This window comes from Weissella paramesenteroides (assembly GCF_036327715.1).
Classification (GTDB): Bacteria; Bacillota; Bacilli; order Lactobacillales; family Lactobacillaceae; genus Weissella; species Weissella paramesenteroides.
Window position 1 is genome coordinate 660,060 of record NZ_CP130559.1, and the last position, 26,490, is coordinate 686,549.

Here is a 26,490-nt window from a genome sequence, read left to right on the forward strand (position 1 = left end):
AATATATTCTAATGTTACGTTAATGATTAATAGAGGTTGCAACCAACAAGAGTCGCTTAGTAGAGTCCACACAGACGGTGATATTAAGTAAAAGGGGCGGTTGCCGAAATGATACAGATTGTGTAACCCGTATTGTTGGGCTAATAGCTAATAACTATTAGACTGTCGCTGAATCAGCGGGGAGCTATTGTCACAGTCTTAAGGAATAGAAATGTGTCCGATTGACAGTGCAATAGTGCTGTTAATCGGTTTTTTTATGCAATTAAAAATTAAAGGGGCATTGATCATGGTAGTAGCAGTAACGAGACCAACAAGAATTAAAATATCACAAGCGGCAGTGACACATAATATGGCTGTGACTCGTCAGGCGAGCGGTGCAAAGTTCATGTTCTTAGCTGTGAAGGCCAACGCTTATGGATTTGGTTTGATACCAATGGCTCAAGCAGCAATCAAAGCAGGGGTAGATGGGTTAGCAGTTGCAGTTTTAGATGAAGCCTTAGCATTACGACAGGCGGGAATCACCGTGCCGGTTCTTATTTTAGGAATCACGTTACCACAGTATGCCAAGTTGATTGCTGATAATGATTTAATTGCAACAGTCAGTGATTTGGATTGGTTGCAGGCAGCACAGCAAAATCTGGCAGGTTCTCAATCGACGTTACAAGTTAACTTAGGTGTTGATACTGGGATGGGAAGAATTGGCTTTCGCAATCGTGAGTCGTTGTCTGAAGCTATCACATACTTGGCATCACAACCAACATTTTTTAAATATCAAAGTATCATGACTCATTTTTCAGAATCTGATTCATTAGCAACCGATTATTTTCAGAAGCAATTGGCAAATTGGCACCGGTTGACGGATGGGTTACCAATGCCACCAATGGTTCATTTGGCAAATTCTGGTGCAGCCATGTATCATGCGGATGAGATACCAACGGATTACATTCGTGCTGGAACAGTTGTTTATGGTATTGAGCCATCACGTGGTGAAGTATTACCAGATAATTATCTAAAACCGGTGCTTACATTAGAAACGGAACTCATATTTGTAAAACAAATGCCAGCAAACGTTGGGATTAGCTACGGGCATACGTACTATACACACGAGGGTGAGTGGGTTGGCACGGTACCGATTGGGTATGCTGATGGTCTACCACGGCCAATCCAAGGATTTGAGGTGTTGGTGAATGGTCAAAAGGCACCGATTATCGGACAGATTGCAATGGATCAACTGATGATTTCCTTACCAGAGAAATTACCAGTTGGTACGGTAGTTACAATCATTGGCAAGCAAGGTCAATATGAAAATACACTTGAAGATGTTGCGCAACATGTGGGCTTAGCACCTTGGGTGGTTGCTACAGGATTACAGGATCGGCTCATGCGCGTGCTTGTCGACTAAAAAGGGGAGAAATAGTAAATATGTCAGTACCATATCAAGTCAATCAAAACGGTGAACTTACAATTGGCGGTGTCACGGCGACAGAGTTAGCAAAACAATATCAAACGCCACTATATGTGTATGATGTTAATCACATTCGTCAACAAATGCGTTCTTTTAAAGAAGTATTTATGAATAGGCAAATTAATTATGTTGTTTCATATGCATCAAAAGCTTTCGCAACGATTGCCATGTATGAAGTTGCAGCACAAGAGGGGATTCATTTAGATGTTGTTTCAGGTGGGGAGATTCAAACAGCGCTTGCAGCAAATTATCCAATGAGTCAGGTATCTTTCAATGGTAATAATAAATCAATCGAAGAACTCGAAATGGCAATCGATAGTGGGTTAGGAACGATTATTCTTGATAACTTTTATGAATTGTCAGTTTTGCATGATTTGTTAAGCGAACGTGATAAAACACAAGATGTCTTATTAAGAATTACACCAGGTGTCGAGGCACATACTCATGACTATATCTCTACTGGTCAAACTGACAGTAAGTTTGGCTTTGATGTGAATAGTGGTCAAGCATATGCGGCCCTGCAAAAAGCGATCGCTGATCCCTATCTAAATGTTCTGGGAGTGTCAGCACACATTGGTTCACAAATATTTGATGTCACTGGCTTTAAAATGGCCGCAGAAAAATTGGTTGATTTAGTTCATGAATGGGGCTTTGATCCACAAGTGATTAATACCGGTGGTGGCTTTGGTATTCGCTATACGGCCGATGATAAACCATTACCAGCAACTGAGTTTGTTGAAGCAATTATTGATACGATCACAGAAAAAACAACATTATATGGCATGACAATGCCAGCCATTTGGATTGAACCAGGGCGGGCCATTGTTGGTCCAGCTGGTTATAATCTTTATACAATTGGTTCAAGGAAAGATGTGCCAGGTATTCGCACATATTTATCTGTTGATGGTGGTATGGGAGACAATATTCGACCGGCATTATATGAAGCAAAATATGAAGCAATTTTAGCCAACAACCCACAAGCACCAACTGAAGAAGTTGTGCGAGTTGCTGGTAAATATTGTGAGTCAGGTGATGTCCTTGTCTGGCAACAAGCTTTACCAAAAACGAAACCAGGTGATGTTTTGGCAGTCTTGGCGACAGGTGCCTATGGTTATTCAATGGCTTCAAATTATAATCGTAACCCACGACCAGCCGTTGTCTTTGTTGAGGATGGTCAATCACAATTAGTTGTTGAACGAGAAACATACGCTGATATGCTACGTTTAGATGAGCATTATCAATAAGTAGACAATGAGAGTAGGAGATAAACTAGAATGAACAATTTAGACGCCCAAGAAATTATTAATTACATCGCAACTGCCCCAAAGAAGACACCCGCTCGTGTGACGCTGGCAGGCGATTTGGCTGACATTGAATGGCCCACAACGGTGCAGGCTTTTATTGAAACAAAGACGGGTACGGTCATTGGTGATTACAAAGATATTCAACCGATTATTGCGGCAGCAGCTAATCAAATATCAGACTACCATGTTGAATTATTAGCTCGTAACAGTGGTGTCCCATTGTTAAACTATGAAGATGTTCCAGCCCGCATTGAACCAGGAGCGATTATCCGTGATCAGGTGTCAATCGGCGATAATGCCGTTATCATGATGGGAGCTGTGATTAATATTGGTGCCGAAATTGGTGCTGGTACGATGATTGATATGGGGGCGGTTCTTGGTGGTCGTGCGATTGTTGGTCAGCATAGTCATGTTGGTGCTGGCGCCGTTCTTGCGGGTGTTGTAGAACCAGCATCAGCGACACCTGTGACGATTGGTGACAATGTGTTGATTGGTGCCAATGCCGTTGTCATCGAAGGCGTACAGGTTGGTGATAATGCCGTTATTGCAGCGGGGGCAATTGTAACGAAAGATGTACCAGCAAACACGGTTGTTGCTGGTGTGCCAGCCAAAGTTATCAAAACAATTGATGAGCAAACACAGGCAAAGACCGCTTTAGTTGATGCCTTACGATCATTGTAAGCGAGGTAGACATGACGATTACAGATTTAAATCTAATTGATATTCGGCGTCATCTACATGCTCATCCAGAGCTGTCAATGGCTGAATTTGAGACACAAGCTTATTTGAAAAAAATCGTGACGTCTTGGCACTCTCCTTGGTTGACTATCAGAGAAATTCCAGCTTTGCCAACAGCTTTATTGGTTCGCTTAGCAGGTAAGCATCCTAAGCGGACAATTGGGTATCGTGCAGATATTGATGCATTACCAATTACAGAAGAAACGGGTTTGCCTTTTTCATCGGAGCGTCCAGGGGTCATGCATGCATGTGGTCACGATATTCATATGACAGTCGCATTGGGTGTACTAGCGCATTTTGCAGAACAGCAACCAGAGGATAACATGGTCTTCTTATTTCAACCAGCTGAAGAAGAACAAGCTGGCGGTAAGCAACTGTATGAATTAGGGACGTTTGTTAATGAATGGCGCCCAGATGAATTTTATGCCTTGCATGATCAACCTGCAATGCGAGCAGGTCAGATTGCAACTCGTAAAGGAACGCTATTTGCGGGGAGCACTGAAATTCATTTGACGATTAAAGGAAAAGGTGGCCATGCGGCATTTCCACATCGCGCACATGATGTAATTGTTGCTGCAGCAGCATTTGTGATGCAGGTTCAGACAATTGTCTCACGTAATGTTGATCCGGTTCACGGTGGTGTCGTTACGATTGGTATGTTACAAGCAGGTACGATTGGTAATGTAATTCCGAATGAAGCACAGTTAGCTGGGACTATTCGGGCGTTTAAACAACCAGATTTGGAAATGATGCAACAACGTGTACGAGAAATCGCACAAGGTTTGGAAACAATGTATAATGTGCAATTTGATTTACAATTGATTCAAGGTGGTTATTGGCCAGTTAATAATGACCCCGACACGACCAAAGCGTTTATTCAATATATGACAAATGATGATGAGATTGACTTTACAACTTGTGAGCCAGCCATGACTGGTGAAGACTTTGGTTATCTAATTAACCAAATTCCAGGCACGATGTTTTGGCTTGGTGTTGGTGATGATGCACATACGCTACATGACAGTCGATTAAGCCCAGATGAAGCAGCAATTGAAACCGGCGTTAAGGCAATTATTAAATATCTGTCTTGGCGTATGTCAGAATAGAAAGTGTGAATAAAATGTACGAAGACATTTCTTTAATTACAGCAATTATTACACCATTTACAGATGAAAATACGATTGATTACCAGGCATTAGATTCATTAACTGAACGGTTAATCGCAGAAGGTACACAGGGATTTGTTATTGGTGGCACGACAGGTGAATCACCCACATTGACGCATGATGAAAAAATTTCATTATATGCTTACTTTGCGGCGAAAGTGGGTGATCGTGGACCAGTAATTGCAAATGTTGGTGATAATAATACCGCTCATTCCGTGGCACTTGCCAAGGAAGTTAGTGCAATCACAGGTGTTGATGCAGTATTGGCAGTGACCCCTTATTATAGTAAGCCTAATCAAAAGGGGATGATTGCCCATTTTCAAGCAATTGCAGATGCTTCAAATGTGCCAGTCATGATTTATAATATTCCTGGTCGTACCGTGGTTGGATTAACTAACGAAAGTGTTTTGAAATTGGCTGAACATCCAAATATCAATGCGGTCAAGCAAGTAACCAGCATCGATGACTTGGCCTACCTAGTTGCACATGCGCCTGCGGGATTTAAGGTGTACACGGGTGAAGATTCACAAACACTAGCTGCCAAGGCAGTCGGTGCTGCTGGTACGATTTCAGTTGCTGCTCATTTATATAGTAAGGAAATGACGGATTTGTTCCAAGCACTTGCTGCTGGTGATGTGGCCAAGGCTGGTGAAAAACAACGTTGGTTAACACCACGCATGTTAGCATTATTCAGTTACCCATCCCCAGCACCAGTTAAAGCCGTGCTTGCACATCAAGGTGAGGTTCAGAATGTAACACGTTTACCTATTTTGCCTTTAGATGAAAGCGAGACGGCAGATGTGTTGGCCCAACTTGATCGGGAGGAATAATTAGATGACAACTGTATTTTTGGCAGGTGGTTTTGGTAAAATGGGCCTCGCCATTCAACAACTGATAGAAAATGAAACAGATTTAGAATTAGTTGGTATTTTATCGGGTTCGCTACATGAGAGTGAGTTACCTGTATTTACATCATTAGCAGACATTGATGTGACGGCAGATGTTTGGGTTGATGTGACGCAACCAGAGGCAGCTTTTGCTAACGGACAGTACGCTTTGACTCATGGATTCCAATTAGTGGTTGGTACGAGTGGTTTACAGGCAGAGCAACTGGCGGCTTTAAAAACATTGAGTGAAAAAGAAAGTCGTGCAACCTTGGTTGTACCTAACTTTTCATTGTCGGGCGTGCTATTGATGCAATTTGCAGCGCAAGCAGCGAAATATTTACCAGATGCTGAAATTTTGGAGATTCATAATCCGAAGAAGGTTGATGCACCTTCTGGGACGGCACGTGCGACTGCTCAAGCAATTGCAAAGTCCCGCCAAGCAGATCCAGTAAAAACAAATGTTAAGGATCCGGCACGCGGTGATCAAATTGACAATGTGACGGTTCACGCAATGCGCTTACCAGGATATGTCGCTGAAGAAGAAGTTATCTTTGGTGCACCTGGGGAAACATTGCGAATTAAGCAGACCTCATTTACCCGTGAGTCTTTCATGGGTGGGGTTGCACTAGCTATTCGCCAAATCAATACCATTCAAGGATTGCAAGTTGGATTAGACAAGGTATTATAAGTATTAAAAAAATAGGCGAAGAGCCAGGGAGATTAAGAAATGGTTGAATTAAGCGCAGCGTTAGCAGGACAACATAATAATATATTGGCAAAGATGGTGCCTTCACCAATCCGTGTGGTAGATGATAAGTTCTCAACGATTGATGGCATTTTAAAATTAACTTTGGGTGAGCCAGATTTTGCAGCACCCGAGCATATTAAACAAGCAATTATTCGAGATGTGCAAGCAGATGATTCACATTATTCATCTTCACAGGGCGTTTTGGCATTACGTGAAGCAATCTCTGATTATCTAGTCGATCGGTTTGATACGCCAAGATATGATCCAGCTACTGAGGTGAGTGTAACGGTTGGTGCGGCTGAGGCAATCAGTGCAACATTCCAAGCATTATTTAACCCAGGGGATGAATTGATTGTGCCAACACCAACTTTTCCGTTATATGCATCGGTCGCACAAACATTAGGCATTGAAGTCATTGGTTTAAATACTGCACCTGATTTTATCGTGACTCCTGCGAAATTAACGGCTATCTTAACTGCGCACCCAAATGCAAAAGCTATTTTACTTAATTATCCATCAAATCCAACTGGTGTTACTTATTCTGAGACGGAGCTAAAAGCGTTGGTAGCGATTTTACGCGAACATCAATTACTTGTGATTGCTGATGAAATTTATGCTGAATTAGTCTATGATGCCAAGCATACATCAATGGCTCGTTTATTACCTGAACAAACAGTACTGATCAGTGGTGTGTCAAAGTCACATGCGATGACAGGTTATCGTATTGGTTATGTCGTTGGTCCAGCAGAATTAATGAAGCAAGTTGGTAAGGCACACCAAGCGATGGTTGCGACAGCACCTGGCCCAATGATGGCAGGTGCATTAGAAGCGCTACGAAATGGTCGTGAAGATCCTGAAAAGATGCGCGTGGTCTATGAAGAACGCCGTGACTTGGTTTTGGCAGGGTTGGCTGAAGCAGGCTTTACAGCAGCACAACCTGGTGGCGCCTTTTACATTTTTGCAAAAATTCCGGACTTTTTGAATACAAATGATACTGAATTTGTCTATGATTTGGCAGATACAGTGAAATTAGGTGTGGCACCGGGTTCAATTTTTGGCGCAGGGGGCGAAGGATATATTCGTATTTCTTATGCTGCATCAACGGAGAATTTGAAATCAGCGATTACCCGTTTAAAGCATTATGTTGATTTGAGGAAATAAGTTCATACATTTAGACATTGGGGGATAACATGACAAGCGAAGCAGGGTATAATGTGGCCATCTTAGGTGCAACTGGAGCAGTTGGTACACGTATTTTAGCACAATTAGAACAATCGACGATTCCAGTTAAATCATTAAAGTTGTTAGCTTCTGTTCGTTCAGCTGGACAAACGCGTCAATTTAAAGGACAAGACATTGTGGTGGAAGAAGCAACACCAGATTCATTTGATGGGATTGATCTGGTTTTAGCATCTGCAGGTGGTAGCTTAGCAGGATCGTTGCTTCCCGAAGCAGTCAAACGTGGGGCAGTAGCAGTTGATAACTCATCACGTTGGCGGATGAATCCAAAAGTACCACTTGTGGTACCAGAAGTTAACCCAGAAGCTTTAGCAGATCACCAGGGAATTATTGCTAATCCTAATTGTTCAACTATTCAAATGGTAGTGGCGTTGGAACCACTACGTCAGGCATACGGTTTGAATCAAGTGATTGTTTCGACATATCAAGCAGCTTCAGGTGCCGGTCAACGTGCTTGGGATGAGTTGTTGCATCAAGCACAACAACACCTAGACGGTGAAGAAGAGACAGCGGATATTTTGCCAACCAAGGGAGATAAGAAACACTATCCATTGGCGTTTAACTTATTGCCGCAAATTGATGTTTTCCAAGAAGATGGTTACACTTTTGAAGAACAAAAGATGATGCAAGAAACCAAGAAAATTTTATTTGGTGATCCACATTCTAGTGAAGTGAAAGTGACCGCTACGGCTGTTCGCGTGCCAGTTCCAATTGGTCATGGTGAGTCAGTATATGTCTCAGTAGATGATGAAACAGCAACAAGAGAAGATGTGCAGCGTGTTTTGGCAAGTGCACCAGGCGTTGTTTTAGAGGATAATCCAGATGAACAACTCTATCCACAGCCAATCAAAGCAGAAGGAAAGCGCGAAACCTTTGTTGGACGTGTCCGTGCAGACATTGAAAACCCTGGTAGTTTCAATATGTGGGTAGTTTCTGATAACTTGTTGAAGGGTGCAGCCTGGAATACAGTTCAAATTGCTGAAGAGTTGGTCAAGCGTGACTTGATCCATAGTCAGGCGTGATAAAAGGAGAGCGAGACAAAAGTCGCTTTGAAGCCGGTGTGTAACGTAGTTTTCGTCATTTTTGGCCGAAGCAAAGCGAAGGACAGAAATGTCGTAAATTGCGTTACATTGAGGTTTCAGACTTTTGGAACGCGTTTATGCTATCAAACTAACATGCGTTTAATTAATATCTTTTAGCACAAAAATTAGAGGCCGAGACAACATCTGTCTCGGCCTCTTTAACGTGTTTTAAAAACTGTAACAACCATGAATTTTAATTTACTAGTATGCTTCGACCCATGGAAATACGGGTTTGGTTGCACCATATATGGCATAACCGTTGTTTGTCAGACTAGCCCAGTTTTGATTACCATAATCAAAATGCCACCACTCTTCACTGTAGTTAGTGAATCCAGCCTGCGTCATTATATGATATAACAAGCGACGGTTACGACGGGCAACGTCGTATGCGTCAGAAGTTTCTTCAGTTTCATAATAAGTGGTCTTCGCTCGCACACTGATATCATCAAATGGGCTGCCCATTTCTAACAAGCGACCGTCTTCATCAACGATAGATAAATCAATTGAGCCACCCGTATTATGAGGGGAAGGTTTCATTGGATCTGTTGATGGCAGTGCAACGATTCGAAGAGCTGCTTGTTGTACCTGTTCATCAGAATAGCCAGGATGATCACGTTGTACAAAGTGCTTCATTTGATCAAATAAGGCTTGCTGTGTTGGAATGCTTCGCCATGTATCAAAAATCACAAATTTATAGCCATAAGGTAATTTGCGGGCGGCACTAATTAATTTATTTTGTACTTCTAAACGTGTATATAACTCAGGGTATGACCCAGGTAAATTTTGAATGAAGTATTGCGGGCTAACAACCATTTTTTCTGGTAAATAACTTAATGAAATCAGTGGTTCGTCATTTTCCCGAATAGGTACTTCACGAATGGGAGACCAGTCCCAGTTTGTAACTGGTGTTTCAATTGGCGTGTCAGTAAAATCTAACATCGTATGCCTCCTTGTTAATTAAATGATTAAAAAATTATGTCAGTTAATGTGTATGACTTATGGCTATTTTAACATGAATTTTGCATAATGAAAGCGGTTCACAGTTGTTAAAAAAGGCACAAACAGTGTAGAATGTAGGTATTATACAAAAAAATCCAAATATTTTCCTAAAAATCGGATTTTATATTATAATGATATTCAATTAAAAAATAAAGAGAAATGTGAGTGAATTAAAATGACGAAAAATGAATTTGTACAACCACTTAATCCAAAGGTAACAAGTTTAGCAGCTGACGGTTTAATCGGCTTTCAAAAAAAAGTTCGTGATATTCCTGACTTATTGCGCTTAACTTTCGGTGAGCCCGGTTTCAATGTTGATGATGCAATCAAAGATGCCGTCATCTCATCAATTGCGAATGATAATTCACATTATAGTGATGCTCAAGGTGAACGTGACTTACGCCAAGCAGCCGTAAAATATTATGCTTCTCGTTATAATTTACCATTTGAAAGTGAAGATAATGTCATTGTGACTGTGGGTGCATCAGAAGCAATCAATGTTATTTTTATGACGTTATTAAATGAAAATGAAGGTTTGATTATTCCTGAACCAGCTTACACACCATATACTGCCTCACTTGATTTGGCTCATGGTAAGAAAATTACAATCAATACTCGTCCAACAGACTTTAAATTGACACCAGAACTAGTGGCTGAAGCTGTTGAACAGGCAAATGTTCCTGTAAAAGCCATCTTATTTAACTACCCATCAAACCCAACTGGGGTCACATATACTCGTGAAGAACTACAAGCTTTGGCTGATGTATTTAAGCGATATCATTTGTGGGTTATTTCTGATGAAATTTATGCCCAATTGACATATGATCAAGCACACGTATCGTTAAGTAGTTTATTACCAGAGCAATCAATTTTGATGACTGGTCTGTCAAAGTCACACGCGATGACCGGTTATCGAATCGGTTTCATTATTGCCAATCAAGCATTTATTGATGAAGCACAGAAAGTACATCAAGCATTGACGTTTGCCTTACCAAAGTTTATTCAAGATGGGGCAACGGTTGCTTTGACTACGGCAGCCGATGTTGCTGATGACATGCGTGACGTCTATAAGAAGCGTCGTGATTGGTTGGTGCCACATTTAGAAGAACTTGGCTTTGAAGTAGTTAATCCAGAAGGGGCCTTCTACATTTTTGCGAAGATTCCTGATGATATGGGGCATGATAGTGAGGCCTTTGCTTTGGATCTAGCAGAAAATGGCCATGTTGCCGTCATTCCAGGTTCTGCCTTTTCAGAATATACACCTGAATATATTCGCATTTCTTATGCTGCATCAGATGAAGATTTGCAAGAAGCAGTTCGCCGAATGCAAGCATTCTTTGCTGCAAAAAGAGCTAATGTGAACGTATAGTCAATAGAACATATTGAAGGGACGTCAATTTACCAAGCAAAATGGGTAAGGTTGGCGCCTTTTTAAAATAAAGCACTCTCTTTTTGGTATATAATAGACAAAATAGGTTAGTGTGTGCAATAATTTTATACGTTTGTTAGTCATGTGCTAACAAAAATTTATTAGTGTTAAAGTACGATAAATTTGGAGGAACGCGATGCAAACGCGTGTAAACAAAAGTCGACATCTGGTCTTAACAGCATTATTTATAGCAATTGTTTTGCTACAATCAATTGTGCCATGGTTAGGAACGTTGCCCTTAGGAGCTTTTGCAATTGGGGCGGCAGTTACCATTATCACCTATACGGTAGCAATTGGTGCAATGATTCTTGGACCGAAAACGGGTGCCTTATTAGGATTTGTGTGGGGTGCGTATTCACTATGGCATGCATGGTCTAGTGTTCCCAGCATTGGTGCGCTGATCTTTCGTAATCCAATAACTGCGCTTATTCCGAGAATCATGGTTGGTTTTTTGATTGGTTATTTGTATCAAAAATTTGTACAACATCGCGAATTGAAAAAACAAGGACCTTGGCTAGTTGTTTTAGGCGGTTTCTCAGCGTTGATCAACACGACTTTGGTATTGTTGATTACATGGGTGAGTTTTAAAGTCATGAATACATCTTTCACTGGTATTCCAAGTACTAATTTGGCGCAGTGGTTGATTGTTTCTATTGCCGGGTTTAATGGTATTTTTGAAATCATTGCGGGCGCAATATTGGTACCGCTGATTGGGTTACCAATATTGACTTATTTTAAAAACCGTATTTAAAAATTAAGGCTGTTAACGACAATTTAGAATCTATTCCGGTATTGAAAACTCTTCTGATTTTAGTACACTAAAAGAAGAGAAGAGTTTAGCAGTATCGTTAATGTTGAGAGACTGTATCTTTTCGGTCTCTTTTTTTATTGCTAAAAATATAAATTCCCGGAGATATTAATGACAGATCATTATGGACTAATTGGTTATCCGGTACAGCAATCCAAATCACCAGTTATGCAAAATGAAGCGTTTCGACTGGCTAATATTGATGCTGATTATCAGCTTTTTGCCATCGAACCACATCAACTTGGAGAAAAATTTAGTGAATTAGTTGCAAATGGCATGCGTGGTTTTAATGTGACGATGCCGTTTAAACAAGCAATCATCCCTTACCTTGACGAATTATCTGAGTTATCAAAAACACTAGGGGTCGTTAATACGGTGGTTGTGAAAGATGGTCATACGTTTGGTGACATTACTGATGGACAAGGCTTTTGGTCAACGATTAAAAAAACACCAAAAAATGTCGTTGTCTTAGGAACTGGTGGTGCAGCACAGGCAATCATTGTCAGCGCACCAAGTGAAAGTCAAGTACATGTTTTTAACCGTATGACACCAGCTTTTCGTGAGAAAGAACGAACACTGGCACCATTATTGCAAGAGTCGTTACATAATATTGCCTATGTCGACCAATTTCTATTAAAAGCAGATTTGATTATTAATGCAACAAATGTGGGTATGCAAAATAATCAATCGTTGCTTTCGCCAAAACAATTTGCATTAACACCAAATCACGTGCAAGTTGTCGATATTATTTATAAGTTGAACGATACACCATTTGTAGCAGCTGCAAAAAAGGCCAATCGGCAAGCAACCGATGGTCTCGCCATGTTAGTAGGGCAAGGCGCATTGAGTTTTGAAAAGTGGACAGGCATAAAACCTGATCAAAACGCAATGATGGCAGCAATTTTAAGAGAAGGAAGATATTGAAATGATCGTTATCATGGCAGATGTGTCTGCAGCACAAGCGACGTTAGCACAAGCAAAGGCTAATCACCTGGAACATGTTTATGCATGGAAAAATCGGGTGGGATTCGCAAACTTAAAGCGTATGAGCGAGGCACCATTTATTAATGAGCAACAGGTTGTTGATGTGATTTTGGATCATCCAGCCGCAATGCAAGTTAGTCGAACTTTTCAACCAGATGATACGGTTATTCAGACCAAGCATTCAATAATTGGCGGTCAGCATTTTAACTTAATTGCGGGACCAGATGCGATTGAGTCTGCTGAGCACGTCTTAGCCATGGGAAAGGCTGCCAAGGCAGCAGGGGCAACGATTTTACGTGGTGGTTCTTATAAACCACGGACAAGTCCCTATAGTTTTCAGGGCCTCGGTGAGCAGGGGTTAGTTTGGCATCGCGCCGCAGCTGATACATTAGGCATGGATATGATGACTGAAATTATGAGTCCAGCTGATGTTGAGTTGGTTGGTCAATATACGGATATTTTTCAGGTTGGCACGCGTAATATGCAAAACTTTTCCTTATTAAAGGCATTGGGTCGACAAAATAAACCGGTACTGTTGAAACGCGGGATGAGTGCAACTGTTGATGAATTTTTAAGTGCGGCAGAGTATATTGCATCTGAAGGTAATCAACAAATTATTTTGATGGAGCGTGGTATCCGCAGCTTTGACCAAAAATATTTACGAAACACAATGGATGTCAGTGTTATTCCAGTATTACAAAAATTAACGCACTTACCAGTGTTGGCTGATCCATCACATGCAGCAGGGGTTTCTGATCATGTGACACCAATTGGCTTAGCAGCGGTTGCAGCAGGTGCACAAGGATTGATGATTGAAATTCACGATCAACCAGCCAAAGCATGGGTTGATGGCAAACAAGCTCTCACACCAGATCAAATGATGACTTTATTTACAAAAGCAAAAGCAATTCATGAATTATGAGGTGATAATATGGTGACAGTTTCCGTTCCTGAAAAAACCTATCAAGTTCAGATTTTAAAAGGTATGCGTCATGAAATCGGCAAAATAATTCAACAGGTATGGTCAACTCGTCAGGTATTAGTGATGACCGATGAAAATGTTGCGGCACTTTATTTATCTGATACGGTGACCCAATTGCAAGCGGCTGGCTATCAAGTAACGACCCTTGTTTTACCCGCGGGTGAGCACTCAAAATCATTGGCATGCCTTGAAAAGGCGATTGCGCGTTTAGCTGAAAAACATTTTACTCGTGCGGATGGCGTAATTGCGCTAGGTGGTGGTGTGATTGGTGATCTAGCTGGACTAACAGCCGCAACATATATGCGTGGGGTTGCCTTTATTCAAATTGCCACATCACTGACAGCACAAGTTGATTCGAGTGTTGGTGGTAAGACGGCCATTAATTTAGGGCGAACAAAGAATATTATGGGGACATTTTATCAACCTGATTTGGTACTGATCGATCCGACCTATCTAAAAACTTTAGCAAATCGAGATTTAGTTGAAGGATATGCTGAAGTGGTTAAAAGTAGTGCATTAGCAGGTGGTGAATTCTGGCAACTAACAGGTAGGATTCAGACGGTTAATGATATTTTAACGAATGCGTCAGAATTAATTACACAATCTGTCACATATAAAGCAAAAATTGTGATGCAAGATGAGCGTGAAGCAGGTATTCGTAAGTATCTAAATTTTGGTCATACGATTGGTCACGCCATCGAATTACTTGCTGCTGGTGGTTTAAGACATGGCGAAGCAGTGTCAATAGGTATGGTTGCAATTACCAAGCGCTTTGTTGCCGAAAATGTTAGTTCATTTGAATTTTTACAGGCCTTAAGCCAGAGGTTACGAGTAGTTGGCTTACCAATTACGTCAGCTCTTGTTAGCCAACCAGCAATGATTGCGCAGTTAGCACATGATAAGAAGAATCTTTCAGGTATCTTACAATTAGTTGCAGTTAAAGAACCTGGCCAACCAGTAATTATCAAAAAATCATTAGCAGAGATGACAGAATTTATTGAAGGAGCATCATAATTTATGCGATATATGACAGCAGGAGAAAGTCATGGTCCAGAAGAGGTTGCCATTATTGAAGGTATTCCAGCTGGTTTAACAATTACGGCTGCTGATATTAATGAACAGCTTGCACGACGTCAACATGGTTATGGTCGCGGTCAGCGCCAAGTCATTGAAACAGATACTGTGACAATTATGTCAGGTGTCCGTCACCAAGTCACTTTGGGATCACCAATTGCTTTAAACGTCCACAATGATGACCATAATCATTGGTCAAAAATTATGGATCCAAATAGTCCAGCTACCGTTGAAAATAGCATGCGTAAAGTCATGCGCCCTAGACCAGGCCACGCTGATCTAGTTGGTGGTATGAAGTATCGTCATCAAGTGGATTTACGTAATGTTTTAGAACGTTCATCTGCTCGTGAAACGGTGATGCGAGTTGCCGTAGGGGCGGTTGCTAAAAAATTATTAGCTGCACTTGATATTGATGTTCATGGCTTTGTGACCAATATTGGACCAGCTAGTTCAGACTTGACACAACTTACCAAATATAAAACGTTAGCTGAATTACGTGCCATCACTGAAAGTTATCCCACACGTACATTGACTGCTACTGATGATGAAGCAATGCGTGAAGTGATTGATCAAACCAAACGTCAGCGTGATACTGTTGGTGGAACGGTGCAAGTGATGGCAACGGGTGTCCCTGCTGGCTTAGGATCGTATGTGTCAGCTGATGAAAAATTAGACGCTAAAATTGCCCGCGCTATTGTTGGTATTAATGCTTTTAAGGGTGTTGAATTTGGTGGTGGCTTTGCGAATGCGACCAAATATGGTAGTGAGCTGATGGATGAAATTTATTGGTCAGCTGAACGAGGCTTTTATCGTGGTGCCAATCATTTGGGTGGCTTCGAAGGTGGTATGACCACTGGTGAAATGATTGTTGTTCGTGGGGTTGTTAAGCCAATCCCAACATTATATCAACCAATGCAAAGTGTTGATATTGACACGCATGAAAATCACCGAGCATCAACGGAAAGATCAGATACAACGGCAGTAACTGCTGCAGCAGTCATTGCTGAGGCTATGGTTGCTATTGAGTTAGCAAAGGCGATACTAGATAAATTTGATACAGATAGCTTGTCACGATTGCAAGAGCAAGTGTCAGCATATCGTGAAGAAATCAAGCATTTTTGATTGGAAAAGAATTGTAGGTTAAATAATGGGCAAAATGAAGTTACAAACAGCGGGGAAACAACTGCGGGGAACTTTAACAATGCCTGGTGATAAAAGTATTTCACATCGAGCAGTTATGCTTGGAAGTATTGCGTCAGGTGATACAAGAGTACAACATCTTTTAGATTCTGAAGATGTACGTCGAACTGTGACGGCAATGTCGAATTTAGGGGTGACATTTAGTACCGAAAATCACGATTTAATCATTCATGGCAAGTCCTTGAATGAACTTGTTGAGCCAAAGCAGATGTTGGATATGGGAAATTCAGGAACAACAGCCCGATTATTAATGGGATTATTGGCGAATCAACCATTTGCGATTACATTTCGTGGTGACAACAGCTTGTCTAAGCGACCATTTGCACGTGTGATTAAACCATTACGTGCCATGGGGGTGAGCTATGTTAGTAAAAATGATCATCTGCCAGTTACGAAACTGGGCACCCGTTATCTTGAAGGGTTAGTTTATGAATTACCAGTTGCCTCTGCACAAGTAAAAAGTGCAATTATTTTAGCGGCATTACAAGCTAAATCACAAACAACAATTATTGAACCGATTGCGACTCGTGACCATACTGAACGGATGCTAGCAGCATTTGGCGTGATGGTGAAACGTGAAGGCAATCAAATTAAAATTGCACCTCAGACACACTTGAAGGCAACAACGATTCGCGTGCCGGGTGATATTTCTTCGGCTGCTTTTTGGCTTGTGGCCGGGTTACTCGTACCGAATAGTCAATTAACGTTGAAACAAGTCGGCATTAATCCAACACGTACAGGTATCTTAACGATTTTGCAGCGCATGGGGGCCCGGTTTATCTATCAGAATGAATCAAGTGATGGTGAACCAATGGCAGATATTCAAGTTCACTCACAATCATTAAACAGTACGATAATCACAGCGACTGATGTGCCAGCAATGATTGATGAAATACCGCTGATCGTGTTAGTTGCGACGCAAGCACAAGGGGATACAATTATTTCTGGTGCTAGTGAACTACATGTGAAAGAAAGTGACCGCATCGCTACGGTAACAACACAATTAAATAAGCTAGGTGCCAATATTGAACCTAGAGAAGATGGGTTTTATATTCATGGTGGGACACCATTACATGTTGATCAACCAACGACAATCGATTCTTGTGGTGATCATCGCGTGGGAATGATGTTAACGATTGCTGCCCTGATAACAACGGGAGAAGTTTCACTTGCAAATGCAGAAGCAGTGAATATTTCATACCCAGATTTTTTTAGAGACTTAAATGAGGTCGTAAAATAGGATGAAAGTAATTTTAATTGGCTTCATGGGAGCTGGTAAGACAACGGTAGGTCAATTATTGGCCAAAAAAACAAACCTAGCATTTTTAGATACGGATCAGTTAGTGAGTCAACGTACGGGTCAAACACCCGGTGAAATTTTTGCAACGGTTGGTGAATTAGGGTTTAGACAACTTGAGCAGACCATTCTGCAAGAAAATCTAGTTAAGCAGGGGGTTATGGCAACTGGTGGCGGCATTATTGAATTGACAGCAAACCGGCAATTATTAAAAAATAGTACGGTGCCAGTTATTTATCTATCGGGTTCTTTTGGCCAAACTGTTGAACGATTAGTCAAAGATAATTCACGGCCAATTGTTCGCAACAAGTCATTATTGGAACTAGCTGAACTTTGGGAACAGCGTCTAGCTAAGTATGCCGAGATTGCGACAGAAACCATCTACACCGATAACAAAACTGCTGCGCAGGTTGCTGAAGAAGTCAGACAGTACATGGAAGCATATCATGATGAAACGATTGAAAATAGGTAGTGCAGTAGCCACCGAACGGCGACCATTAGTGGCTGTGCCAATGGTTGACAAAACAATTGCTGCAATAAGATTAACTGCGCAAGCTTTGCGTCAAACACCTGCGGATGTTGTGGAATGGCGCATTGATTTCTTGTCGGATTTATCTGAATTAACAGTGACTAACATTCGCCAGGTGCACGAAATATTAAATAAACCGATGATTTTTACTTGGCGAACTGTTGATGAAGGGGGAAAATTAACCTATCATCATGATCGCTATCAAAGTGTCTATCATGACGCGATACAAGCTGGTGTTGAAGCCGTTGATATTGAGGTAACTTTATTAGCAGATCAGCAAGAGCTATTGAAATTGATACCTAAAGATGTCAAGGTTATCGGATCAAAGCATAACTTTAGCACAACACCTGCTCGTTTAGACGCATGTCTAGCACAGATGACAAAGCTACCAATCGACATTGCGAAACTTGCGGTCATGCCAAAAGATGCCACGGATGTTGAACGGTTACTGCAGGCAACGGCAACTGGTGCGAACGAAAGTGATGTGCCTTTGATTACGATGTCAATGGGTGAGTTGGGGATGGTGTCACGTGAGCTTGGTTATCAATTTGGCTCACAATTGACTTTCGCAGTTGTTAATGAGGCATCAGCACCAGGTCAAATGCCTTTAGCAACACTGTTACATAAATGGGGAGAATCATATGTATAATAGTCGTTTTTTTTCAGAAGATAGACAGGCTGTAATTAATAAGATACCCGGCACCATGGGGTATACGTTGATTACATTTCATGCGGTCGGTGATGATATTGCTCTAAATCAAGCAAAATTACGCCTTGATTGGCGAACACCTGATATTTTTAAACAGCACTTGGCTCAAGAATTAGCGACTAATCCACAGTTTGACCGGATTGGATATGTTACTCGTGTCGAAATGTTGCTAGGGCAGGCCATGCTTGATTATAATGGGCATTTTACTTTAGATACAACCACTCTAACGAGTGCCATTCAAAAGCAAGCCCAAGAACCTATGCAGTTAACTGCAATCGCTGCTGATTTGATTTTACCAATTGGATTAACTGATTTACGACATGTTGTTCATTTAACAAAATGGGTTCATGAGAACCATGTGGTTTATCATTTAGTAGCCGGATTGCCAGCACTAGAACAAAAAGTAGACAATTTACGCAATGCAGAAGTTTTTAAAAACAAGGGACCAGTATTAATCCATGAAACAGAGCTTGATTCACAAGCATTACTATTGTTTGTGCAAGATTTAATTCAAGATTATTTTGGTGTCGAAGTTGCGAAACTCCATTTGTCACAGGCAGCATTTGGTCAAGCAGATCCGGCAGATCAGTCTGCTGGTAGCCGTGTCCTGATTGCTGATTTTGAAAATTAAAAAATAAACATTTTTTAATTTTATTTTAATTATTTATTGATTTTTCTCATACCAGCGTTATAATTAAATAAATTCTAGTAAGACATGCAAGGAGAAATCATAATGTTATTAATTCATTCAGAAATTAATCAAGTTGTACTCTCAGCAACTATTTCATGGTGGTGGCCAGCGAGATAGTTGGCTATTTGTTGTGGGCTAGCTATCAGTTATGCATTAACGATAGCTAGCCGCTAGAAATTAACCTGTCATTTTTAAAAAGACAACGGCTAGTTAGCACATAATGTGCTGGTTAGCCGTTTTTGTTTAGTTAATTATTATTTAATGGAGAATATCTATGAGAATTAAAAAAATATCGTTTATATTGATGGTGGGGTTATCAACTGCGACTAGTATAAGTTTGTTTCAAGACAAAGCAGTCTATGCGAATCAAACGATAAACTGGACAGAATCTGCAGATTTGACAACAATGAATCCATCACAGGCGAATGATTCTACTGGTACAGAAATCATCACACAAACAGGGCAAGGGTTATATCGATATGGGAAGCATAATCAACCCCAATTAGCTGATGCTAAGTCGGTTGATGTATCTAAGGGTGGCCATGAATATGTTTTTCATTTAAAAGATAATTTAAGGTGGTCTAATCATGAAAAAGTGACAGCAAGTGATTATGTCTTTGGTATACAGCAGACTGTTGATCCAAAAAATAAGTCTAATGGGGCAACGTTAGCCAATAATATTAAAAATGCGGCAGCAGTGACAAATGGAAAGAAGCCTGCTTCTGACCTCGGTGTCGAAGCACTTGATAGTCAAACATTAAAAATTACCTTGAATAACCCTGATCCAGCATTTAAAAGTATTCTGACAGGGACAGCGTTCTATCCGCAACCTAAAAAATTTGTAATGAAAGTTGGTAAGGCATATGGTACATCAGCTGATAAATCATTGTCGAATGGGCCATTTGTACTAAAAAATTGGAATGGATCAGATAAGTCGTATCAATTAGTGAAAAATAATGATTATGAGGATAAAGGGAAAGTTACTACAAATAAAATTAATATTCAAACAGTGACTGATAATACAACTGGTTATAATTTGTATAAAGCAGGTAAATCTGACTATACATCACTAACTGCTGATCAAGTTCGAGCAAATGAGAATAATCAAGCATACCATAATATCAAGAATGGTAGAACTGACTTTTTAGGATTGAATTTGAAGAATAAATATCTGCAAAATAAAAAAGTACGTGTTGCAATCAAACAGGCCATTAATACGAAGGGATTAACAAATAAGGTTCTCAATGGAATTGAACGTAGTGGAAATGCCTTTACGCCTGAGAATACGATCAAAAATCCTGATAACCAGCGTGATTTTAGTAAAGATGCCAACAGCAAAAAATATACATTTAATAAGCGAGATGCTAAAAATAGTTTAGCTGAAAGTAATGTGAAAAAAATAAAATTAACGTTACTAGCCGATAATGACGATCAAAGTAAGGTCGAAGCACAATATGTACAGAGTCAGTTACAAAATAATTTACCCGGTGTTGAATTAACGGTTAAGTTTCAACCAAAGGCAGCGAGGGTTAAAGCGCAATTATCACATGACTTTGACATTGTGTTGACTTCATGGGGTGGAGAATATGCAGATCCAATGAGTTTTCTTAATATGATTCAAAGTGATAGTGGTATCAATATTTCTCAATTTAACGATAAAAAATATGATTCAGCGCTCGCACGAGCAAATGGGAATGATGTGAATCAGCCAGACAAGCGCTATCAAGATTTATTGCAAGCTGAACAAAGAATTCACAGTGAATTACCTGTCGTGACATTAGGACATCAGTCGATACCGGCATTGATTCGACCGAACATTAAAGGGTTGTTGGTGAATACTTATGGAGCAACGTTTGACTTTAAAGAAGCTTATAAGAAATAAAGGGAGATATGAGACATGACAAAAGTAAAGTTTATTAATGGAGAGATTTTTATAGCAGGTGAATTTAAAGCAGCAGACTTTACGGTCGATACAGAATCGGGTTACTTTACAATTAATGACAATTATTCTCAGGTTGTTAGTTTATCTGGTAAGTTTGTCATTCCTGGTTTAATTAATGCTCACACACATATTTCAGATTTAACTGCAAATGATAAAAAACAACTGACAACCATTACAAATGAAGCAGAATTAACAATTTATGCTATAAAACATTTACATGAATTGTTATCAGATGGTGTAACGACTATCAGAGAAGTTGGGGCAGCAAACAATATTGATATTAAATTAGCGAAATTGATTAAACAGCATGTTATAGAAGGACCAAATATTATTGCCAGTGGTGCTGCGCTAACAATCACTGGTGGGCATGGCGCAGGAGTCATTGGTAAAGAAGTGGATGGTATGGATGAGGTACGTAAGGCTACACGTCAGTTAATAAAACAAGGTGCTAAAAACATAAAGTTGATGGCGACTGGCGGGGTTACAAGCAATGATCAAGAGGTACCTGGAAACGTACAATTTAGTGTTAGTGAATTAGCAACGGCTGTCGAGGAAGCACATAACTATGGCATACCTGTAGCAGCACATGCACAAGGTAATCAGGGGATAAAAAACGCAATTAAAGCAGGTGTAGATTCAATCGAGCACGCTATTTACTTGGATGATGAGGCAATTGATATGCTGTTAGAAACAGATACGCCAATTGTCCCAACCCTTTCTGCACCAGATGCGATTCATGATCATAAGGAAGATATTGTCAAATGGATGTATGACAAGAATGAAGATGTATTGATAGCCCATCGTCATAGTATTGCAAAAGCCATAAAAGCGGGAGTAAGAGTTGTGATGGGGACTGATGCCGGTACGCCTTTTAATAATTTTGATGATGGCTCAACAAAGGAACTTGAAAAGATGACGTCACTCGGATTAACTTCTGGAGATGCTCTTTTGGCGGCAACTAGTAGTGCTGCAAAAGCTTTGAGAATTGATGACCATGTTGGGAAAATAGCACCTGGTTTTATGGCTGATTTTATCGTTTTGGACGAAAATCCATTGGCGAATATAAAGGTTCTGCAATATCCGAAAACTGTGTATAAATTTGGAAAATTGATTAACTGATTTTTAAGACTAAAAATACGCACCTTGTTACTGTAAAGTCAGTTGCATGGTGCGTATTTTGTATAGCTATTTTTTTATTACCAAGGTTTTATCACAATAGCGACAATAAAGTAGGCGAGCACTAATAGAAAGGCAAGACCCCATTGCCATTTTGGTAAGTGTTCTTGGATGGTTTGTGTCCTTGGAAAACCTTCTGAAAAACCATGTGAGGTCATGGCAATTGCCAAATCATCTGACCAATGTAGTGCACTCAGGATGGCCTTAAAGTAAATTTGTGGCTGCCATAAGTGATAGGTGATGCCACGTAAGGCACCAGCGTACCGAATAATTTGTACCTGTCGTCTAACACGGGGTACTAAATTAAATGCAGCTAATAAGCCGTATGTAAAAGTATTAGATAATTTTGCATGTTGGTTTAGGCTGAAAAGTAGATCTTTAACTTTGACAGTTAAAGTGACTGCTGCACCCAAAAGTAAGTAGGCATATAAACGAGTGGCATAAACAAGGGCGAGGTGATGGGTATCACCAGTACCAAAGGCAATAAATGACCACCAGGTTCCAAAGGCAACCGGAATTGAAATTAGTAACATCAAACCAATAACCTTTAAATTTGGTCGTTGTATTAATAGATAAATCAGGCTAATTAATGCAACGACGCCATTGAGAATGACAGAACGAACGAATGATGTTTCAATACCAATTCCTAGCATAATTGCAACAAGAATGGTTGGATTTAATTTAAGCATTTGGTGCCTCCCCAACAAGGTGTAAAGCTTGATTTTTAAAAACCAACTCGTAATCAATAAAATCAGCCAAACCAGAACGTTGGTGCGATATCATCAAAACACTCTGGTTTGTTGCTTGAATGCTATCACTGATTAGTTGCATAACTGCTTGTACTGAATCAATATCAAGACCTGCTAATGGTTCGTCCAATAATAGAATCGGTTGTCCCATGATAAGCATGCTAAGCACCTGTAACTTTTTTTGTTGACCCCCAGATAATTGATAAACAACGTGTTCAGTTAGATGGTTTAAATTTAGGCTTTTTAAAGCTGATTGAATCCGTTCTTCTGACCAATAAGCCGCTGCTAAACCATGTTGCTGTGACAACGTGATTTCCTCTTGCACGGTCATTGTAACAAATTGATCACTAGCTGATTGGAAAATCAAAGCAACTTTTTTTGCCCAATTTTTTAGTTTAATTTTGGTTGTATCCTCATTATGCCAAGTCACTTGCCCAGTATATTTGACCTGGTGACTTAGTGCTTTGAAAAGCGTTGACTTTCCAATCCCATTTGCACCTGATAAGAGACCAATTTGTCCAGTTGGTAATGTAAAGTTACTATTTTTTAGCAATTGACGACTTTTGCCAACGGTTAGTGTCAAATCTTGCCAACCTAAGGGACCGTTTGAATGGGGCAAACCATAAAAAGGGGTTTGCGCCGGTAAATCAAACAGTTTTGAAAGTGGTTGTTGATGCAATGTACCTGAAGCCGTATCGATAGCAAATAGATGATCAACCAATTCTTGATAACCTGATAAGTCGTGATCAGAGATAATAATTGTCTTATGTTGCTCTAATTGCATTTTCTTTAAATCAGTTAATAAGGCTAAACGTGCAGTTGGATCAACACTAGCAAATGGTTCATCAAGTAACACGATATCACTATCCATTGCTAGGATGATTGCTAGGGCAACTCGTTGTTTTTCACCACCTGATAATGTTAATAAATCTTGGTCAGCAATTTGCTCGAGATGTAAGGCGTTAATTGCTAAAGCGACGCGCTGATTAATTGTATCAATTGGCAACTGCAAATTTTCTAAAGCAAACACTAATTGCAAGCGTGCAGTGCGCATGGCAAATTGGCGGTCCGGATTTTGAAAGAGCATGGCGATGCGCTTAGCTCTTTCAAAAGGGGCCAGCGGCTGAATCGGTTCGTCGTTTAAAAAGACGTTACCAGCAGTGATGACACCACCAAATTTTGGTAATAGACCAGCCATTGCCTTAAGCAATGTTGATTTTCCTGAACCTGACGGACCAACTAATAGATTAAATGAACCTTCTTCAGGAATCCAATTTATCTGATTTAATACATTAGGTTGGTCAGCCTCGTAAGCAAAACTTAAATTGTCAACTTGTAGTTTTGTCATGAGCTTAACGTTTTAGTAATCCAGACTTTGTCACAAGTTTCTTGATGTAGTAAACTAACACACCACCAAAGAAACCGGCAGAAATCAAACGAATAATGAATAGGGTAATCATCATTCCTGGCTTATAATCGGCATAACCACTATTAAATAGGTCCCAAATGAACGTGACAATTGTTGTGGTCAATACAGAAAGGGCAAGGCCTAGTTTATCCCAGTTCTTGTAGCCAGTTGCAGCAAATCCCAATTCTGTCCCAATTCCTTGTACAAAGCCAGAAATTAAGTTGGCAGCGCCCCAACTTGAGAATAGTAGCATTTCAACAGCAGCGGCTAGTACCTCACCAATTGTTGAACTACCAACTTTTTGTAGAATCGCACCTGCTAATGGTCCAGCCATCAACCAAACACCTAAAGTTAAATCATTCGCGTAGGGTTTTAGCGGGGTAGCAGCGACCGCATAATAAGCCGCACTCCATAATTCAAAAATAACACCGAAAAAAATTGCGATGATTGCTAAGAAAATCACATCGCGTAGTGACCACTTAACCTTTGATTCATTAACTGTTTGCATAATAATTGCAAACCTCCTTAAAAATAAAATGTTATCGAATCGCTGAAGCTTTGGTAACAAAAAAAGCCCCAGTATCAATGGCGTTTGTACACACCGATACTGGGGTTCGTTTACTGTCATGGTAAACAAACCAAGCTCCCTAGCAACATTACCTTGCTCAGGTTCTATGGGTATTATCTCAGCCAGCTTTATGGCACCCCAGCTTGTTTGATTCGCTTATCCAAGTATAATAGTAATATTATAAATTTGCAAATAAATTATATTGTACCGATAATGCAATGCATAATAGGGGCAGATAATCGTATAAAGGATATCGTAAAGAACTATATTTTGTTAAAATAGATGTGACGACAGTTGATGGTGAGAAATGGAGGAGTTCACTCGTGGAATCTCAAATAAAGTTGTTAGGGTTAACTGCTAATCATGAACTAGCAAATGCAGTGGCAGAAGAATTACATATGCCGTTAACGCAGCTAGATATCAAGCGCTTTGCGGATGGTGAAATATATGAGCGAATATTAGAGAGTATTCGTGGCGACGATGTGTATGTCATCGCACCGATTGCTGAAGAGGTTAATGATGCATTTATGGAAATGATGATTGTTGTTGATGCGCTGAGACGTGCATCTGCGGGACAAATCACACTGGTTATTCCTTATTTGGGTTACGCTCGGCAAGATCGCAAAGCAAAATCACGCGAGCCAATCACTGCTAAAATGGTTGCTTCACTCATTGAAATGAACGGTGTTGATCGGGTTGTTTCAATGGATCTACATGCTGCACAATTGCAAGGCTTCTTTGATATTCCAGTTGACCATTTGCAGGCGGCACCACTGTTAACAGATTATTTCTATAGTCGCAATTTGACAGACGACTTGGTGGTTGTCTCTCCTGATCATACTGGTGCTGGTCGCGCACGTAAGTTTGCTGATTTACTTGGCGCACCATGGGGAATTGTCAATGACAATGTTGCCATGTCTGACCCAACGTCTGCTGATGCAATTGTTGGTGACGTGAAGGGGCGTCGGGCCATTATTGTTGATGACATCGTTGATACTGGTTATCGTGTGCAAATGACAGCTAAGGCGCTACTAGCTAATGGTGCAACTGAAGTCTATGTTGCAGCGACTCACCCAGTTCTGTCTGGACAGGCAGCTGAAAATTTGGCGGCTGATAAGAATATCGAACGTCTGATCTTCACAGATACTTTACGCATCCCTGAAGAAAAGCAGAGTTCAAAATTTACAACACTATCTGTTGCGCCTTTGTTTGCTGAGGCAATTCGTCGTATTCATGAGCACAAACAAATTGATGTGCTACTACGTTCAAATAACAAACCAGAAGTAAATCTATAATCTTAATCAAATTGAAATTTA

General features: G+C 40.4%; 25 protein-coding genes and 2 riboswitches. Of the genes, 21 read left to right on the top strand and 4 right to left on the bottom strand.

All coding sequences use genetic code 11. The features are described 5' to 3' along the window. Positions 1-22: 22 nt before the first annotated feature. Positions 23-195: riboswitch (Lysine riboswitch) on the top strand. A gap of 91 nt (positions 196-286) precedes the next feature. From alr to QRX23_RS03330, 8 genes are read left to right on the top strand one after another with little or no spacing between them, the layout of a single operon-like run. Continuing rightward, positions 287-1,402, top strand: coding sequence for an alanine racemase (gene alr, locus QRX23_RS03295; protein WP_330155912.1), 1,116 nt, complete (start codon positions 287-289; stop codon positions 1,400-1,402). A gap of 20 nt (positions 1,403-1,422) precedes the next feature. Then, entirely contained in the window at positions 1,423-2,709 is a 1,287-nt protein-coding gene (gene lysA / locus QRX23_RS03300) for a diaminopimelate decarboxylase (RefSeq protein ID WP_330155913.1), read from the top strand. A 30-nt stretch (positions 2,710-2,739) separates the two neighbouring features. After that, the gene (dapD, locus tag QRX23_RS03305) at positions 2,740-3,450 is read left to right on the top strand and encodes a 2,3,4,5-tetrahydropyridine-2,6-dicarboxylate N-acetyltransferase (protein WP_330155914.1); all 711 of its coding nucleotides are present in this window, start codon (positions 2,740-2,742) and stop codon (positions 3,448-3,450) included. 11 nt (positions 3,451-3,461) lie between these two features. Further along, complete coding sequence (locus tag QRX23_RS03310; protein WP_330155915.1) at positions 3,462-4,613, top strand: N-acetyldiaminopimelate deacetylase; 1,152 nt, start codon at positions 3,462-3,464, stop codon at positions 4,611-4,613. 14 nt (positions 4,614-4,627) lie between these two features. Then, positions 4,628-5,503, top strand: coding sequence for a 4-hydroxy-tetrahydrodipicolinate synthase (gene dapA / locus QRX23_RS03315; RefSeq protein ID WP_330155916.1), 876 nt, complete (start codon positions 4,628-4,630; stop codon positions 5,501-5,503). Positions 5,504-5,507: 4 nt separating this feature from the next. Beyond that, positions 5,508-6,248: a 4-hydroxy-tetrahydrodipicolinate reductase gene (gene dapB / locus QRX23_RS03320; protein WP_330155917.1), complete on the top strand. Its 741-nt coding sequence runs from the start codon at positions 5,508-5,510 to the stop codon at positions 6,246-6,248. A 39-nt stretch (positions 6,249-6,287) separates the two neighbouring features. After that, the gene (locus QRX23_RS03325; RefSeq protein WP_131473747.1) at positions 6,288-7,469 is read left to right on the top strand and encodes an aminotransferase class I/II-fold pyridoxal phosphate-dependent enzyme; all 1,182 of its coding nucleotides are present in this window, start codon (positions 6,288-6,290) and stop codon (positions 7,467-7,469) included. Between the two features lie 29 nt (positions 7,470-7,498). Next, the gene (locus QRX23_RS03330; protein ID WP_330155918.1) at positions 7,499-8,569 is read left to right on the top strand and encodes an aspartate-semialdehyde dehydrogenase; all 1,071 of its coding nucleotides are present in this window, start codon (positions 7,499-7,501) and stop codon (positions 8,567-8,569) included. 261 nt (positions 8,570-8,830) lie between these two features. Here QRX23_RS03330 and QRX23_RS03335 read toward each other — a convergent pair whose 3' ends face one another. After that, on the bottom strand, positions 8,831-9,568 hold the full coding sequence (locus tag QRX23_RS03335; protein WP_330155919.1) for a M15 family metallopeptidase: 738 nt from the start codon (positions 9,566-9,568) through the stop codon (positions 8,831-8,833). Positions 9,569-9,803: 235 nt separating this feature from the next. On the opposite strand from QRX23_RS03335, the gene QRX23_RS03340 reads away from it, so the two are divergent. The 12 genes from QRX23_RS03340 (at position 9,804) to QRX23_RS03395 (ending at position 22,392) form a co-directional block, all read left to right on the top strand. Then, complete coding sequence (locus tag QRX23_RS03340; protein WP_131473744.1) at positions 9,804-10,997, top strand: aminotransferase class I/II-fold pyridoxal phosphate-dependent enzyme; 1,194 nt, start codon at positions 9,804-9,806, stop codon at positions 10,995-10,997. Positions 10,998-11,193: 196 nt separating this feature from the next. Next, positions 11,194-11,808, top strand: coding sequence for an ECF transporter S component (locus QRX23_RS03345; protein ID WP_330155920.1), 615 nt, complete (start codon positions 11,194-11,196; stop codon positions 11,806-11,808). A 168-nt stretch (positions 11,809-11,976) separates the two neighbouring features. Then, positions 11,977-12,789 (top strand): shikimate dehydrogenase, encoded by an 813-nt coding sequence (aroE, locus tag QRX23_RS03350; RefSeq protein WP_330155921.1) that lies wholly within the window; start codon positions 11,977-11,979, stop codon positions 12,787-12,789. A gap of 1 nt (position 12,790) precedes the next feature. Continuing rightward, positions 12,791-13,771, top strand: a complete 981-nt coding sequence (aroF, locus tag QRX23_RS03355) for a 3-deoxy-7-phosphoheptulonate synthase (protein WP_002827554.1) — start codon at positions 12,791-12,793, stop codon at positions 13,769-13,771. Between the two features lie 9 nt (positions 13,772-13,780). Next, entirely contained in the window at positions 13,781-14,845 is a 1,065-nt protein-coding gene (gene aroB / locus QRX23_RS03360) for a 3-dehydroquinate synthase (RefSeq protein WP_330155922.1), read from the top strand. A 3-nt stretch (positions 14,846-14,848) separates the two neighbouring features. Next, positions 14,849-16,027, top strand: a complete 1,179-nt coding sequence (gene aroC, locus QRX23_RS03365) for a chorismate synthase (protein ID WP_330155923.1) — start codon at positions 14,849-14,851, stop codon at positions 16,025-16,027. 25 nt (positions 16,028-16,052) lie between these two features. Then, positions 16,053-17,345, top strand: a complete 1,293-nt coding sequence (aroA, locus tag QRX23_RS03370; protein ID WP_277361207.1) for a 3-phosphoshikimate 1-carboxyvinyltransferase — start codon at positions 16,053-16,055, stop codon at positions 17,343-17,345. Between the two features lies 1 nt (position 17,346). Continuing rightward, entirely contained in the window at positions 17,347-17,874 is a 528-nt protein-coding gene (locus QRX23_RS03375; protein WP_330155924.1) for a shikimate kinase, read from the top strand. After that, on the top strand, positions 17,849-18,580 hold the full coding sequence (aroD, locus tag QRX23_RS03380; RefSeq protein ID WP_330155925.1) for a type I 3-dehydroquinate dehydratase: 732 nt from the start codon (positions 17,849-17,851) through the stop codon (positions 18,578-18,580). The genes QRX23_RS03375 and aroD overlap by 26 nt, the downstream gene beginning before the upstream one ends. Beyond that, entirely contained in the window at positions 18,573-19,271 is a 699-nt protein-coding gene (locus QRX23_RS03385; RefSeq protein WP_330155926.1) for a hypothetical protein, read from the top strand. Before aroD ends, QRX23_RS03385 begins: the two co-directional genes overlap by 8 nt. A gap of 334 nt (positions 19,272-19,605) precedes the next feature. Then, on the top strand, positions 19,606-21,213 hold the full coding sequence (locus QRX23_RS03390; protein WP_330155927.1) for a peptide ABC transporter substrate-binding protein: 1,608 nt from the start codon (positions 19,606-19,608) through the stop codon (positions 21,211-21,213). Positions 21,214-21,228: 15 nt separating this feature from the next. Further along, complete coding sequence (locus tag QRX23_RS03395; RefSeq protein ID WP_131473736.1) at positions 21,229-22,392, top strand: metal-dependent hydrolase family protein; 1,164 nt, start codon at positions 21,229-21,231, stop codon at positions 22,390-22,392. Positions 22,393-22,469: 77 nt separating this feature from the next. Here the strand turns inward: QRX23_RS03395 and QRX23_RS03400 are convergent, their stop codons facing one another. From QRX23_RS03400 to QRX23_RS03410, 3 genes are read right to left on the bottom strand one after another with little or no spacing between them, the layout of a single operon-like run. Then, a complete protein-coding gene (locus QRX23_RS03400; RefSeq protein WP_131473735.1) occupies positions 22,470-23,138 on the bottom strand; it encodes an energy-coupling factor transporter transmembrane component T family protein in 669 nt (222 codons plus the stop codon). Further along, entirely contained in the window at positions 23,131-24,546 is a 1,416-nt protein-coding gene (locus QRX23_RS03405; protein WP_330155928.1) for an ABC transporter ATP-binding protein, read from the bottom strand. The genes QRX23_RS03400 and QRX23_RS03405 overlap by 8 nt, the downstream gene beginning before the upstream one ends. Before the next feature lie 4 nt (positions 24,547-24,550). Continuing rightward, positions 24,551-25,114 carry an ECF transporter S component gene (locus QRX23_RS03410; RefSeq protein WP_040760294.1) on the bottom strand — a complete coding sequence of 188 codons (564 nt, stop codon included), beginning with the start codon at positions 25,112-25,114 and terminating at the stop codon, positions 24,551-24,553. Positions 25,115-25,233: 119 nt separating this feature from the next. Further along, positions 25,234-25,325, bottom strand: a riboswitch (TPP riboswitch). Positions 25,326-25,497: 172 nt separating this feature from the next. Between QRX23_RS03410 and QRX23_RS03415 the strand changes: the two genes are divergently transcribed. Then, on the top strand, positions 25,498-26,469 hold the full coding sequence (locus QRX23_RS03415; protein ID WP_166434906.1) for a ribose-phosphate diphosphokinase: 972 nt from the start codon (positions 25,498-25,500) through the stop codon (positions 26,467-26,469). Positions 26,470-26,490: the final 21 nt, after the last annotated feature.